Genomic DNA, 14,334 nt, shown 5'->3' with positions numbered 1-14,334 from the left:
GCGCCCCTCCGTGTAGAGTGAGGTCAGGTTGCGATCAGCGCCGGCGCGGGGCGGGCGCCGGTGGCGCGCGCCCGCTCCTGCGCATCGACGGCGGCGATGACGGTCAGGTTGACGATGGCGTCGACGTCGGAGCCGCGCTGCAGCACATGCACCGGGGCTGCCATGCCGACGAGGATGGGGCCGATGGCCTGCGCCCCGGCCAGGTTGCTCAGCAGTTTGTAGCAGATGTTCGCCCCGCTCAACTCCGGGAAGATGAGGACGTTGGCCTTGCCGCCCAGCCGGCTGTTGGGGTAGTACCGGTTCAGGATCGACTCGACGAGGGCGGTGTCCGCCTGCATCTCGCCGTCCACGTGCAGCTGCGGGTACTCCTGGTGCAGCATGGCCACCGCCTCCCACACCTTGCGGGAGGCGGGGTGCTTCACGGACCCGAAGTTCGAGAACGACAGCATCGCGATCCGGGGCTCGATGCCGAGCTTCCGCACAAAGGCGCCGGTGGCCAGGGCGATCTGCTTCAGCCGCTGGCTGTCGGGATCGATGTTGACGGTGCAGTCGGCCAGGAAGATGGTCTCGCCCTGAAAGACCATCATGTAGATCCCCGCCACGGCCTTGCCCGGCTCCGCGCCAATGACCCGCATGGCCGGCTTGATCGCGTCCGGGTAGTGCTGGTTTTCCCCGACCACCAGGGCGTCGGCGTCGCCGGCCGCCACCATGCCGGCACCGAAATAGGCGGAGAGCCGCATCCGGCGGAGGGCCTCGCCCTCGGTGATGCCCCGCCGCCGCCGTCGCGCCCAGAGCTGTTGTGCGTACGCGGCCCGCTTCGGTGAGGTGTACGGGTCCGCGATCTCCATCCCCTCGAGCGACATGCCGAGCGCCTCGGCGCTGGCGGCGATTTCGGCGGCGTGGCCAACGAGGATGGGCTGCGCGGACCCTTCGTCGCGGATGATGCGCGCCGCCCGGAGGATCCGGGGATCCTCGGCGTCGGTCATGGCCACCCGCTGCAATTCCATCGAGGCCCGGTTGCTGAGGCTGCGCATCACCGCCCGGCCCCGGCTCAGCCGGCTCTCGAGCTTGTGCCGATATTCGTCGAGATCGAGCGGCTGGGTGGCCACGCCACTTGAGATCGCGGCCCACGCGACGGCCGGCGCGACCCAGAGCAGCACCCGGGGGTCGAAGGGTTTGGGAATGAGGTAGTCGCGGCCGAAGTGGATCTGGTCCACGCCGTAGGCGCGCAGCACCACCTCGGGCACGTCCTCGCGCGCCAGCGCCGCCAGGGCGCGCGTGGCCGCCATCTTCATCTCCTCGTTGATCGCCCGTGCCCGCACGTCCAGGGCGCCGCGGAAGATGAAGGGGAACCCGAGGACGTTGTTCACCTGGTTGGGATAGTCGGTGCGGCCGGTGGCGATGATGGCGTCGGGGCGGACCGCGCGGACCTCTTCCGGCGTGATTTCCGGATCGGGGTTCGCCAGGGCGAAGACCAGCAGGTCGCGGGCCATCGTCGCGATCTCGGCGGCGGGGACGGCATGGGCGGCGCTCAATCCCACGAACACATCGGCGCCGGCAATCGCCTCCGCGCGGGTCTGCGGCGCCGGATCATGGACGAAGCGCAGCTTGTACGGATCGAGGTCGGTGCGCCCCGAGTTGATGACGCCGATCTTGTCGACCAGCGTAATGTGCTCGCGACGCACGCCGAGCCGGACGTAGTGCTCGGCGGTGGCGATGGCCGCCGCGCCGGCGCCGAGGAAGACGCACCGCACTTCGTCAATCTTTTTTCCGACGACGTCCAGCCCGTTGAGCAACGCGGCACCGCTGATGATCGCGGTGCCGTGCTGGTCGTCGTGGAACACGGGAATCGAGAGCGACGCGCGGAGTCGTTCCTCGATGTAGAAACAGTCCGGGCTCTTGATGTCCTCGAGGTTGATGCCGCCGACCGTCGGCTCCAGCGCCTCGCAGAACCGGATCACGTCGTCCGGCTCCTTGGCGTTGATTTCGAGATCGAAGACGTCGATGTCGGCGAAGGTCTTGAAGAGGACGCCCTTCCCCTCCATCACCGGCTTGCCGGCGAGCGGACCGATGTCGCCGAGGCCAAGGACGGCGGTGCCGTTGGACACGACCGCGACCAGGTTGCCGCGGGCGGTGTACCGGTAGGCATCCTCCGGCCGCTCCGCGATGGCCAGGCAGGGGATCGCCACGCCCGGCGTGTAGGCCAGGGAAAGATCGCGCTGGTTGCTGGTCGCCTTGGTGGGGACCACTTGGATCTTGCCGGGCCGGCCCTCTTCGTGGTACCGGAGGGCGTCCTGCGTGCGATCGCTCATCGGGTCGGGATCAGGTTGGCGGGCCAGTGGGACAGCAGCTGCGCCGTGTTGATGTCGCGCTCGCTGAACGCGGTGGCTTCCGGCTGGCCGTACATGATGTCGAGGGTGTCGCTGGTGTGCTGAAAGAGCCCGAGCGAGTGGCCAAGCTCGTGGCGGGCCGTGATGCGGAAACACTCCGTCAGGTCGGTCTGCGTCGGGTCGTAGCGCGGCGTCAGGTACATCCGGACCGGGAGCTGGAGCTCGAACCGCGTGGCCGCGGTGTCGATTGCCGTCAGTCCCTCGCAGCCGGGGAACAGTGTGTTGAGGCGGGCCACCGTCGCGGGCGCCTTGGCAGGCAATGTCGTGACGCGGACCACCACGTCGGCGCTCGAGGAGTCGGTCACCAGGACGGCGTCGTATTCCCCGTAGAGGAACACCGTCTTCCAGGCGGAGATGGCCTCCTGCACCCGGGCCGGCATGTCGAGCGAGTCTTCCACCCAGATCTTGACCGGGAGCATACTCGCCGGCCAGTGGAAGCTCAGGGTGTCCGTACCCAATTCGGGGCCGAAGAGCCGCCACTCGTAATTTGGCGCGCGCGTCGGCGCCGTCGCCTCCGAGCAGGAGAGCGCCGCCATGGCGAGCAGGGCGAGCGAAATGGTGCGTCGAGCGGTCATGGAACCCAGCCTGCGCCAAGCGCGACCCCGAACCGGGAGACCTGCTGCGAGCCGGAGAATCCGGCGGTCTCGAGGACGGGCGTGGTGAAGAGATGGAAGTCGTATCGAAGGCCGATCAGTCCGGTCCAGCGGTCCGACAGCGGTTGACGCCAGTCGAGCCCCGCGCCGAAGAGCGCGGCGAGTGGTACGCCATCGCGGAACACGCCGGAATCCTGCGACGGCATGTACTGCAGGATACCCAGGCTGAGCCGCCAGCCGAGCCGGGACACCAGTGGTCCGCTGAGGGCCGCCGCCGCCGTCAGGACACCGATCGAGCCGATGTCGGTCGACGCGTCGCCACTCTCGGCTAGGTCGGCGCTGCTGCTCCCGTAGCTGAGGTCGAGGCTGGCGCGGAGCTTGGTGGCCACGGGGAGGGAGGCGGAGAGGAAAAAGGTCGGCGCGAGCGCCGGCTTGAGCTCAATATCCTGAACGATCTGGTCGTTCACCAGCGAGGAACTGCCGGTCACCCCGAGCAGTGCGGCAACCTCGACCTGGGCAGCCAGGGGCGCCTGGGGAGTGGCCAGGGCCAGTGCCGCCGCCGCGGGGAGAGCGTATTTCAGTCGCATCCCCTAAAAATGGCCTCCCCAACGGGGCTGAGTCAACGAACCGGCTTTCGGCCCCCCCGGGCGTAGGCCCGCAGCCTCCGGAGCATCCGGCGGTCGTTGCTGACCATGTCGTCCCCCTTGGGCGTCTCGAGGACCTTGATGATGTCCCCGAAGCGCTCGTCCCGCATGATCCGGCGGAATGGCTCGGCCCCCAGCGACCCCTCCGCGATCAGCTCGTGGCGGTCCTTGTGGGAGTCGAACGGGGTCTTGGAATCGTTCAGGTGGAAGCAGCGCAGGTGTTCCAGGCCGATGACGCGATCCCACTCCTCCCAGACGGCGTCGTAGGCGTTCACCAGGTCGTACCCGGCGGAGTACAGATGGCAGGTGTCGGCGCAGAAGCCGATCCGGTGGCGGAGGTCGTCGGGAATCAGTGCCCGCAATGCGGCAAGCTCGTCGAATCGGCTTCCCAGTGCGGTGCCGGTGCCCGCCGTGGTCTCGAGGAGGACCATGACCTCGCCGGGCGCTGCCCGCAGCGCCTTGGCGTAGGCCCGTGCATTCCGTTGCAGGCCGGCCTCCCGGTCGTCGAGATAGTTGCCTGGGTGCGACACCACCCCGTCGAGCCCCAGCTGGTGACACCGGGTCAGTTCGGCCACGAAAGAGGCGATGGAGCGCTCGCTTAGCGCAGGGTCGGGGGAGGCGAGGTTGATCAGGTACGAATCGTGCGCCACAACCCCATTCATACCACTGTCTTCGTACGCCCGCCGGAACGCGGTCACGGTGCCCTCGTCGAGCACCGGTTCCCGCCACTGGTTGGGCGTCTTGGTAAAGATCTGGATGGCCGTGGCGCCGATGTCGACGCCCCGGGCGGGTGCGGTCTGCACCCCGCCCTGGGTGGACACGTGGGCGCCCAGGCGCTCGTGTGCCCGGGTGGGTTTCTTCTTCGCGGTGACTGGACGGGATGATTTCATGGATCGACAGACCCTCCGTGACTGAACGCGCTCCGGGTGGCGCCCTCGCCCACCCACGAGTCCTGCTGCTCGGCGACCCGACGCTGCGGCCCGATGGCCTTGAGCGCGCGCTGGTGCGCGGCGGGTTCCAGGTGCTCGAGGCCGACCACCTTCCCGAGGATCCGCCGACGGGCATGCTCCCCGACCTCGCCCTGTTGACGGCGGCCGACGCGAACGCCTCGCTCGCCGCCGAGCTGGAGCACCTCCGCCTTGGGGCCTGGAGCGAGGTGCCGGTGTTCGCCCTCCTCGCGTCCGATCAGCCCGACGGGGTGCAGGCGGCGCTCCGTCTCGGCGCGGCCGAAGCGATGTCGGCGCCCGTCAAATTGGGCGAGCTCTGCGCGCGAGTCGAGGCGCGGCTCCGGGGACGCGCCAGCCTGGAATCGCATCGCCGCGAGCGCCGGGTCAGTGGGCTCATGTTCGACATCTTCGCCGAAGTCTCCACGGCCATCCGGCCCGACGAAATCGTGCAGACGCTGGTGCGGCGTGTCGGCTCCGCCCTGGAACTTGCGCACTGCTCCTTCCTCCTGACCCCACCCGGCGAGCCCACTGGTCGGGTCGTCGCGGTCCACGAGAGCCCCGGCCTCCGCGACCTGACGGTCGACCTGGCGCGGTATCCCGAGGTGCAGGAGGCGGTCCGGACGGAGAAGCCGGTCTTCGTGCCGGATGTCCACACCCATCCCCTCTTTGCCGACGCACGCGCCCACTGGACCGAGCACCAGGTGCGGGTGCAAATCCGGAGCGTGCTGGCAATCCCGGTGGCGTTGCAGGGTCACATCGCGGGAGTCTTCCTCCTGCGCACCCGACGCTCCGATCCGGCCCTGGCCCCTGAACAGGTCGCCTTCGCCGAGACGATTACCACCGCCGCGGCCCGCGTGCTCGAGACCGAGGAACGGCGGTCCACCATCTATCGTCGCCTGGCCGGCGTGTCAGCGCACGACCCGCTGACCGGCTGCGGAACCCTCGACGCCCTCGACCGCCGGATCAGGGAGGAGTTTGAGCGGGCCCGCCGCTACGCCCTGAGCTTCAGCCTCATCCTGCTCGACGTGGACCAGCTGCGGTCGCTGAACGAGCGACTTGGCATGGAGGGGGGGGACCGTGTCCTGGCGGAGCTGGGCCGTCTCCTGCAGAGCCAGCTGCGCGCTCCCGACTTCGTGTCACGCTATGGCGGTGACGAATTCGCCCTGATCCTGCCGGAAACGGACATGGAAGGCGCGCGGCGGTCGGTGTGGCGGGTCCGCGAACAGATCCTCGCCTCGCCGTTTGCGGAACTCGCGGCGGAGGATCGGCCGCGGCTGAGCGCGGGTATCGTCACTTTCCCCCATCCCTCCGCCGTGCAGACCGAGGACCTCTTTGCCCTGGTAGAGGCGGCGCTGCTCCGCGGCAAGGCCCAAACCGACGAGCGGATCGGGACCGCCGACTCCGTCGCGGCCTAGGGCCGCTACCGCCGCCGCCGCAGCCAGTCCGACGGGTCGAGGGCAATCGAATTCTCGCCCCGGATCTCGAAGTGGAGATGGGGCCCCTGTTCGGAGTTCGCCCCGCCGACCGTCCCGATGACCTGCCCGCGCGTCACGTCCTGCCCCACGACCACACTCGCGTTCTGCAGGTGCGCATAGAGGGAGCGATAGCCGTTGCCGTGCAGGACGACCACCGTCAGTCCATACGTCCCGATCCGTTGAATCAGGTCCACCCGTCCCGTCTCCACCACCTTGATCGGCGTGCCCTCTGCTGCGCCGATCCCGATCCCGGTCCACCGCACCGCAACGCCGCTGGGGAGTGTGGTGCGCCCGAAGTTGTAAACCACCCGGCCATTGACCGGCCAGTCGAGCTTGCCAATGTCCTCGGTCGTCAGGCCGCCCGGGATGGGCGCTCCGCCGGCGGCGGCAGCGTTTCGGCTGGCACGCTCCAGGGCCGCGAGCACCTCATTCAACCTGGCTTCGTCTCGCTCCAGTGTGCCCAGCTTCTCCTCGGTGGCCTGACCGGAGCGCTGCAGTTGCGAGAGCCGACGGGCCCGCGCCGTCGCCAGGTCGGCGTAGCGCTTGAGCTCCCGCTCCCGGTCTTCCCGCGTGCTGCCGAGCGTCGCCCGGATGCCGAGGAGGTCGTTGCGCTGCCGCCGGACCCGCGCGTTGAGGGCCTCGACATCGTGCACCAGCGCCTGGTCCTGCCGGCTCGTGAGGTAGAGGTACTTGTACCGCGCCAGGAGGTCGCCGAAGGAGGCGGCGGCCAGCAGCGCCTGGAAGGTGTACATCGGGCCGCGCTTGTAGATGTCGATCAACCGCCGCTCCAGCACCGCCTGCTTCTCCTCGAGGTTGTCCTCGGCGAGTGCGAGCTCGCCGCTGACGCGGCCCAGCTCGTTGTTGAGGCCGGAGAGCTGCGACTCGATTTCGTTGACGATGCGGTTGGTGGTTTCGCGCTGGCGTTCGATGTTGCGGAGGTCGGCGTTGACGTCGCGGACCTGGCCCTGCAGCCGTTCCTGCTGCGCTTCCAGCCGCTGCCGTTCCTGCCGAATCGAATCGAGGCGCTGGCGGCTGCGTTGCAGTTCGGTCATGCCGCCCTGCGCCTGGACGGGTGCAACGGCCATGCACGCCAAGACGGCCAGGGACACCAACACAGGACCGGGGGGGATTCGCGACCGGCCGCCCTGCCGCCCTGCCTTCCTGCCCAGCCTAGACATTTCTCAAGTGTCTTCCGACGCTCACGAGGCTTCCCCCGAGCCCGATGGCCACGCCGAAGAGTATGCCCAGCAGGAGGTGTTTCGGTTCGAAGAAGAGCAGGGCATGCACGGCGGTCGTGCTGTTGCGGCGGAAGAGCTCGAACGCGATCCGGGAGAGCACCACCGCCAGGACGCCGCCGAGGAAGCCCTTGACCGCGCCATCGAGGAGGAAGGGACCGCGGATGAACGCGTCGGTGGCGCCGACCAGGCGCATGATGGCGATTTCCCGTGCCCGCTGGAGCACCGTCATCCGGATGGTGACGCCAATGATCACGACCGCCACCGACGCAAACGCCAGCCCGATGACCAGCCCGACGAACCCCGCGAGATTGCGCAGCCGGTCCAGGTTCTCGATCCACTCGCGGCCGAAACGCACGTCGTCCACGAACGAGAAGCCCTCGATCCGCTTGGCCACCGCCGTCACGTGCGAAGCGTCCCGGAAGCCTTCCTTCAGCGAGATCTGCAGCGATGCGGGGAGCGGGTTCACCTGCAGGTCGCGGTAGGCGTCCTTGAACTCAATCAGTTCCTGCTGGGCCCGCTGCATCGCCTCGTCCTCGTCCACGTAGACGACCGCATCGACCTCCGGGAACGAGGCAATGTCCTGCGAGGCCAGCGTGATCGTTTCCGGCGGCGTTCCGCGGAGGAGAAACGCCTCGATTTCCACCCGGTTGCTGATGCCGCGCAGTGCTTCCTGCATGTTCACGGCCACCAGCCCGAACAGTCCCACCGTAAAGAGCGAAAAGGCGATCGTCGTGATCGACAGCGCTGACAGCATCGGCGCCCGCCGGAACGACCGGAACGTCTCGCGGGTCAGGAGGCTCACGAGATGCCTTCCGAGGCGATGCGCTCTTCCGCGCTGTCAAAGACCAGCGAGCCTTCCCGCAGCTCCAGGACGCGATACTGTGTCTGGCGCACCAGCGCGAGGTCGTGGGTGGCCATGACGACGCAGGTCCCGCCGGTGTTGATGTCTCGCAGGAGCTGGAAGACGCCACGGGAGGAGCGCTCGTCGAGGTTGCCGGTGGGCTCGTCGGCCAGGAGGATCGGGGGGTCGTTGACGAGGGCGCGCGCGATGGCAATCCGCTGCTGCTCTCCGCCCGAGAGTTCCGTGGGGTAGGCGCGTCCGCGTGACGCGAGCCCCACCTGGGTCAGCACCCGGTGCACGCGCGTCGGGATTGTGTCGGGCCGCGCGCCCGTGACCTCCAGCGCGAAGGCGACATTCTCCTCCGCGGTCCGGTCCTGCAACAGGCGAAAGTCCTGGAAGACGATGCCAAGGCGGCGCCGGAGCTTCGGCACCTCGCGGGGCGACAGCTCCGCGATGTTGAATCCCGAGACGCGCAGCTCCCCGTGGGTCGGGCGCTGGTCGGCGGAGATGAGTTTGAGGATGGTGGACTTCCCGGCGCCGGAGTGGCCGGTCAGAAATACGAACTCCCCCTTCGCAATGCGGAAGGAGAGGTCCTTTACGGCCATGCCGCCACGCGGGTAGGCCATCGATACCTGCGTAAATCGAATCACGGCTGGAAGATAACTACCTCCCCAAGGCCTGCTCCAGATCGCCGATGATATCCGCGGCGTCCTCGATGCCGCAGCTCAGCCGAAGGAACCCGTCCGGGATGCCGATCCGCGTCCGATCCTCTGCCGAGAGCCCCTTGTGCGACGTCAGCCTCGGCTCGGAGATCAGGCTCTCGACTCCGGCGAGACTCGGCGCGTGCGCCACGAGCTTCAGCTTCTTGAGGAAGCGCTCCGAGGCGCGTGCCCCCCCGACCAGCTGCAATCCGACCATCCCGCCGAAGCCGTGCAGCATCTCCCTGGCATAGGCATGGTCGGGGTGGGCCGGCAGCCCCGGGTAGTGCACCGCCGAGAATTCCGGCTGTGCCGCGGCCCACTCCGCCACCGCCATCCCGTTGGTGTTGTGCCGCTCCATCCGGACCGCCAGCGTCCGGAGCCCGCGCTCCACCAGCCAGGCGGCGTGCGGGTCGATCGATTGCCCCCAGAGCCGCATCAGGCGGGTGACCTCCTCGATAAACGAGGCCGACCCGGCCACCGCCCCGGCGATCACATCGCTGTGGCCGTTCAGGTACTTCGTCGCGCTGCTGATGACGACGTCGGCACCGTGCTCGATGGGCCGCAGGTTGATGGGGCTGGCGAAGGTGCCATCCACCAGCAAGGCCAGCCCGAACTCCTTCGTGACCTGGGCAATCGGGGCGAGGTCGATGATGCGAAGCGTGGGATTGGTCGGGGTCTCGACGAAGATCGCGCGAGTCGACTTGCGTACCGACTTGCGCCACAGGCGATGCTGCGTCGGGTCGACGTAGGAGACCTCGATGCCGAAGCGGCCGAGTTCGTCGTCAAAGAGACGACGGGTGCCGCCGTAGATCCACTCGCTGGCCACGAGGTGGTCGCCGGGACGCAGCACGGCGAGGTGGGCCAGCGCGGTGGCCCCCATCCCGCTGGAGAGGAACACCGCCGCATCCGCGCCCTCGAGGAGGGCGTACTTGCGGGCGAGGTCGACCTGGTTCGGGTTGTTGCCGTACCGGGTGTACAGCACCTCTTCACTGGAGCCAACCGGATTCACGAACGTGGTGCTCTGGACCACCGGATTGACCACCGGGGTCCAGTCGGCGCGGCGATGGGGAATGCCGTGGACAGACAGCGTCGAGGGGCCGGGGCGCGGTGGGGTCATTGGGGGAGGGGGTGGAAGGTGCCGGCCTCTGCGCGCAGGAGACGCAGCAGGGACAGGGTCAGCAAGGCGTCGGCGGCCCGCTCAAGCGTCCACCCGAGGCTGTCCGCGATGCTGCCGGCGTCACCGGCGCCTGTCCGGAAGACGCAGTGGAACACCCGCTGGAGTTCGGGGGTCACCCGGCCGAGGAGCTGCGGCGGCTCATCGGGGCCGGTGATGACCGCGATGGCGAGCGCGTGGTGGTTGAGGACGTGGTCAATCGCCTCGGTGTGGTCTTCCCGCGTGCCGAGCAGCATCACGTAGTGGTCGGTGCCGGGGTCGGTGTCGAGGAGCAGTTTGGCCACGATCTCGTCGGCGCAGCTGAAGTCGAGGAGGCCGACCTCGGTGAAATCGAGCATGGTCATCGGGGCGCTGGACCCCGCGATCGCCTTCTGGATCCAGCCCCGCACGGCGGCGCCGGTGGGGCGGGTGACAAGGTCGCAATACGGCGTAGCGACCGTCTCCCTGAGGACGCGGCCGAGCGGAATCGTCTGGATCACCGGGCGCCTCCTTCCTGGGCCGGGATGACCACCTGCACCTGGGAGCCGGGGAAGAACGGGAGGTTCTCCGCGAGGGGAACATCGTCGTCCCAGGGCGGGACGATCGACAGCCGGGCGGTCCCGCTCCTGATGGAAATTTTCCCGTCCCACCGACTGAGATAGCGCTTGATCCCGGCGAGGCCCTGGCCCCGGCCCGGATCACGGAAGCGGCTGACGCCCTGGATCAGCGCCGCCTCAAGCGCGGCCGCGTCGCCCCAGCGGTCGCCAAATCGCTTGGCCTGGGTGGCCTCCAGCGAACGGCGGAAGCCGAGCCCCGCGTCGCTGACCGCGATGACGATCACGCGCCGCCCGAGCCGCTTCCGGAAGTTATACAGGTGGACGGCCACCCACCCGGAGGTCCCGGCGTGCTCTACAATATTCTGACACGCCTCCGAAAGCGCCATTGCGAAACCCATCGTGGCCTTCGCCTCGAGCCCGAGCTCGTTGCTCAGCATCCGGGCCGCCCGTTCCTGGATGCGGCCTACCACCTGATGCACATCCTCAGACGCCCCGACTGGCGTAATGTCGAGCAGGTGGTCGGAGTCCTCGCTCGCGGCGACCCGGGGCACCTTCCCGTGGATCTCGAAGAGGTCGGCGGCGTGCCGGAAGAACCCGGTCCGGGCCCAGTACCGGCGCACGTCATCGCTGGCGGGCACGGTAAAGAGGGGTTTCTCGCAGTGGGCTTCCCGCAGGGCCTGGGCGGCGGTGAGCATGCCGATCAGGCCGTAGGGTGAGGCCCAGGTGGCGGCCCGGGCATCGAAGAGCATCCGTTCGTCGGGCGGCCAGGCGCCGAACCCCTGCGCGAAGTGGTCGAACGACTTGTCGTCGAAGTAGGCGGGCACCTCGGCGATGCGCGTCATGGCGCCACCAGTTCCCCGCGGAGGTGCCGCACGAGCCCCGCAGCACCCCGGTAGGCTGCATTGCGCGCGGCGAGGGCATTGGCGTCCCGAATGGCGTCGGGCACCGGCACCCCGGCGAGCAGCCGGGCGGCGCACGCCGCCCCGAAGACGTCGCCGCAGCCGGTCGGATCGAGCGCGTCGACCGCGGGGGCGGCCACCAGCGCCGTGCGGACCGGCAGGCCGGCGGTCGCCGCGGCGCCGCGATTCCATCCGTCAAACCCCGGGGCCGCCACGTAGGCGGTGCCGCGCGACCCGAGCGTCACCAGCAGCAGCGACACCCCCGCGCCCAGTGCGGCGGCGGAGAGTCCCATCGGGTCGGGGGAGAGCTGGTGCATTTCATCCTCGTTGACCTGGATCGCATCGAAGCACCCGAACCAGGAGGGGGCGTCGGGAAGGGGCTGGAGCGTTCGCATGCCGTCGCGCTGCATCCCGAGGAAGAGGCTGTGGAGATCCGCATAGATGGGGCCTTGGAAGCCCTGCCGCAATGCCTGGGCGGTGCCGAGGCACATCTCGAAACCGGAAATGAAGTTGACGTACAGGGCGTCGAGATCGCCCACCAGCGGGCCGAGTTCCGGCCAGGTCCATCCTGGCACGCCGCCCTGCATCCGTTCACAGCGGCGCTCCGCCGACTGGTACCGCAGCACCACCCGGTTGTTGGGCGCCGGCACCTCGATGCAGCGCGCCCCCGGCGCGAGCCGGGAGAGTCCACGGAGGAACTCGGCCGCCTGCGGTGCCAGATCCCGTCCCACACGGATCAGGGGCACGATTTCCCAACCGTCGTCCAGCGCGGCGTCCATGCCGGACAACGCGTAGGCAATGCCGCCCCATTCCTCGGTGGGCGGCCCGACCGGGTCCCGCCCGTGAATCATGTCCCAGACCATCGTCCCGATGACGCCGACGCGGCGCATGGTCACCTGGCGCAGCTGTCGAGAAACGAACGAGCCGCGCCATAGACGCCGGCGGATCCCGTCAGTGCGCCGGGCACGATCCGGCAGACTTCCACCGCAGGACGGAAGGCGCGGCGGGTCACTTCGCGACGCAGGGGGGCAAAAAGGCTTTCACCGGCCAGGGTGACGCCACCGCAGACCACCACGACTTCGGGATTGAAGACGTTCACCAGGTTGGCAATAGCCGCGCCGAGGATTCGTGCGGTGTCCTGCACCACCTCACGGGCCAGGCTGTCGCCTGCCTCGGCCGCCTCGTACACCACCTGCGCCGTGATGGACGCGGGATCGGTGTCCAACAGCGCCCGAAGCGAGCTCTCGGCGCCGCGCTCGACCGCCTCCACGGCGCGCCGTGCGATGGCAGGACCCGACGCGTAGGCCTCGAGACAGCCGTAGTTCCCGCACGCGCAGCGGCGGCCGTTCATCTCGATGGTCGTGTGCCCGATTTCCCCGGCGCAATCGGACGCGCCGTGGTAGAGCTGGCCGTCGAGGATGATCCCGCCGCCGATTCCGGTACCGATCGTGATGCCGATGGCCTGGCTCGTCCCGCGGGCGGCACCGCGCCAGTGCTCGCCGAGCACGGCGCAGTTGGCGTCGTTGTCCAGCGACGCGGGCAGGTTGAGTCCGTCCGCCACCCTGTCGCGCAGCGGGAAGTCCACCCACCCGAGATTCGGCGTCAGGAGCACGATCCCCCGTTGGGTGTCGAGGGGGCCGGGTGAGCCGATCCCGACGCCCGACACGCTGGCCCCGGGCACGGCGGCGGCGAGCGCCTCCCGGGAGCGCTGGCCCAGGGCCAGGATGCGCCCTACCACGCCATCGGCCCCTTCCTCGGCGCGGGTCGGCTCGCTCAACAGCCCCTCGAGACGCGAGCCGTCGCTGGAGACGCAGCCGGCGACGAGGTTCGTGCCGCCCACGTCGATGCCGAGGATGTATTCCATGTCAGTGCGCGCCGGCGGCCGAGGCGGACGCGACGGCGGCCAGGACACGCTCCACGCCGATGGCCTGCATACAGGTGTGGTGGCCGAGCGGGCAGGTGGCGGGCCCGTGCGGCGAGCAGGGGCGGCACCAGAGTCCCTTCTCCTCCACGACACGGCTGCCAGCACCGATTGGGCCGAACCCCTGCGCCGGCGTGGTCGGGCCGAACACCGCCACGACCGGCGTGCCCACACCGGTGGCCAGGTGGAGGGGTGCGGAGTCGTTGGTCACGAGGAGGTTTGCGCGGGCGATGACGGCGGCCGACTCACGGAGCGAGAGAGCCCCGGCGGCAGAATGCGCGCGGCCGGCACCCGCCGCGGCGACCTCGTCGGCGAGCGCGCTGTCCGCGGCGCTGCCGAGCACCACGACCGGCTGCTTCAGCCGGGCAACGAGCTCCGCGTATCCCGGCCACCGCTTGGTGCCCCAGATCGACCCGGGTGCCACCGCCACGAAGGGCCCGGCGATCTTCCGTTCCTTGAGCCAGGCGTCGGCGGCTGCCCGATCGGCGTCGGTCAGGGTCAGGCCGACCGCCGGCACCGCCCCTTCGTGGCGTCCGCCGTCGGCGAGGGCCAGGAGGCGGGCGCTCTCGTGGCCCCCGCGGGGGCGTGGCACCCGCTCGGTGTAGAGCATGGCGGCGGGGCTGTCGTCGAACCCGATCCGGTCGGGGATGTGCGCACACGCGGCCAGGGCCGCCGACCGCCATGAGCGGTGGGGGAGGAACACGCCGGCGTAGCGTGTGGCGGCCAGCCGCTCGGCAAGGCGGCGGAAGCCGCCAAGCCCGCTGTCGGTGCCGCGCTTGTCGTAGCGGATCACCTGCCGGACGGCGGGGTGCGTTTCCAGCAGCTCGGCGGCGGCGGGCGTGGTCACGACGTCCACCGGTCCGAACCGCGCCGCGAGCCGCGACAGCAGTGGCGTGGTGAGGACGACGTCGCCAAGGAAGGCGGTCTGGATGACGAGCATGGGGCCGGGGCGCATGGGCATCGCTGGGTGAGAGG

General features: G+C 69.4%; 14 protein-coding genes. 1 reads left to right on the top strand and 13 read right to left on the bottom strand.

Annotation, left to right across the window (positions count from 1 at the left end; translation table 11 throughout):
- Window positions 1-23: 23 nt before the first annotated feature.
- The 4 genes from R2910_00290 to R2910_00275 are packed head-to-tail and all read right to left on the bottom strand — an operon-like array spanning window position 24 to window position 4,517.
- On the bottom strand, window positions 24-2,312 hold the full coding sequence (locus R2910_00290; protein MEZ4411406.1) for an NADP-dependent malic enzyme: 2,289 nt from the start codon (window positions 2,310-2,312) through the stop codon (window positions 24-26).
- Window positions 2,309-2,965: a hypothetical protein gene (locus R2910_00285; protein MEZ4411405.1), complete on the bottom strand. Its 657-nt coding sequence runs from the start codon at window positions 2,963-2,965 to the stop codon at window positions 2,309-2,311. Before R2910_00285 ends, R2910_00290 begins: the two co-directional genes overlap by 4 nt.
- On the bottom strand, window positions 2,962-3,570 hold the full coding sequence (locus R2910_00280) for a hypothetical protein (GenBank protein MEZ4411404.1): 609 nt from the start codon (window positions 3,568-3,570) through the stop codon (window positions 2,962-2,964). Before R2910_00280 ends, R2910_00285 begins: the two co-directional genes overlap by 4 nt.
- 32 nt (window positions 3,571-3,602) lie before the next feature.
- The gene (locus R2910_00275) at window positions 3,603-4,517 is read right to left on the bottom strand and encodes a deoxyribonuclease IV (GenBank protein MEZ4411403.1); all 915 of its coding nucleotides are present in this window, start codon (window positions 4,515-4,517) and stop codon (window positions 3,603-3,605) included.
- 17 nt (window positions 4,518-4,534) lie between these two features.
- Here R2910_00275 and R2910_00270 point away from each other — a divergent pair, with 17 nt between their 5' ends.
- Window positions 4,535-5,989, top strand: a complete 1,455-nt coding sequence (locus R2910_00270) for a diguanylate cyclase (protein ID MEZ4411402.1) — start codon at window positions 4,535-4,537, stop codon at window positions 5,987-5,989.
- Between the two features lie 5 nt (window positions 5,990-5,994).
- On the opposite strand, the gene R2910_00265 is transcribed toward R2910_00270, so the two are convergent.
- The 9 genes from R2910_00265 to waaF form a co-directional block, all read right to left on the bottom strand.
- Window positions 5,995-7,134, bottom strand: a complete 1,140-nt coding sequence (locus R2910_00265) for a peptidoglycan DD-metalloendopeptidase family protein (GenBank protein ID MEZ4411401.1) — start codon at window positions 7,132-7,134, stop codon at window positions 5,995-5,997.
- Window positions 7,135-7,219: 85 nt separating this feature from the next.
- Entirely contained in the window at window positions 7,220-8,089 is an 870-nt protein-coding gene (locus R2910_00260) for a permease-like cell division protein FtsX (protein MEZ4411400.1), read from the bottom strand.
- Window positions 8,086-8,778, bottom strand: coding sequence for a cell division ATP-binding protein FtsE (ftsE, locus tag R2910_00255; protein ID MEZ4411399.1), 693 nt, complete (start codon window positions 8,776-8,778; stop codon window positions 8,086-8,088). The genes R2910_00260 and ftsE overlap by 4 nt, the downstream gene beginning before the upstream one ends.
- Before the next feature lie 13 nt (window positions 8,779-8,791).
- Window positions 8,792-9,946: a PLP-dependent aspartate aminotransferase family protein gene (locus R2910_00250; protein ID MEZ4411398.1), complete on the bottom strand. Its 1,155-nt coding sequence runs from the start codon at window positions 9,944-9,946 to the stop codon at window positions 8,792-8,794.
- Window positions 9,943-10,482 (bottom strand): hypothetical protein, encoded by a 540-nt coding sequence (locus R2910_00245; protein ID MEZ4411397.1) that lies wholly within the window; start codon window positions 10,480-10,482, stop codon window positions 9,943-9,945. The genes R2910_00250 and R2910_00245 overlap by 4 nt, the downstream gene beginning before the upstream one ends.
- The gene (locus tag R2910_00240; protein MEZ4411396.1) at window positions 10,479-11,381 is read right to left on the bottom strand and encodes an ATP-binding protein; all 903 of its coding nucleotides are present in this window, start codon (window positions 11,379-11,381) and stop codon (window positions 10,479-10,481) included. The genes R2910_00245 and R2910_00240 overlap by 4 nt, the downstream gene beginning before the upstream one ends.
- Window positions 11,378-12,328 carry a PfkB family carbohydrate kinase gene (locus tag R2910_00235; GenBank protein ID MEZ4411395.1) on the bottom strand — a complete coding sequence of 317 codons (951 nt, stop codon included), beginning with the start codon at window positions 12,326-12,328 and terminating at the stop codon, window positions 11,378-11,380. The genes R2910_00240 and R2910_00235 overlap by 4 nt, the downstream gene beginning before the upstream one ends.
- 2 nt (window positions 12,329-12,330) lie before the next feature.
- Complete coding sequence (locus R2910_00230) at window positions 12,331-13,302, bottom strand: ROK family protein (GenBank protein ID MEZ4411394.1); 972 nt, start codon at window positions 13,300-13,302, stop codon at window positions 12,331-12,333.
- A 1-nt stretch (window position 13,303) separates the two neighbouring features.
- Complete coding sequence (gene waaF / locus R2910_00225; GenBank protein ID MEZ4411393.1) at window positions 13,304-14,314, bottom strand: lipopolysaccharide heptosyltransferase II; 1,011 nt, start codon at window positions 14,312-14,314, stop codon at window positions 13,304-13,306.
- Between the last annotated feature and the right edge of the window lie 20 nt (window positions 14,315-14,334).

The sequence above is a fragment of the Gemmatimonadales bacterium genome, from assembly GCA_041390145.1.
Classification (GTDB): Bacteria; Gemmatimonadota; Gemmatimonadetes; order Gemmatimonadales; family GWC2-71-9; genus SPDF01.
Note: the sequence above shows the minus strand (reverse complement) of the source record. Positions and strands in the feature narration are given on the sequence as shown.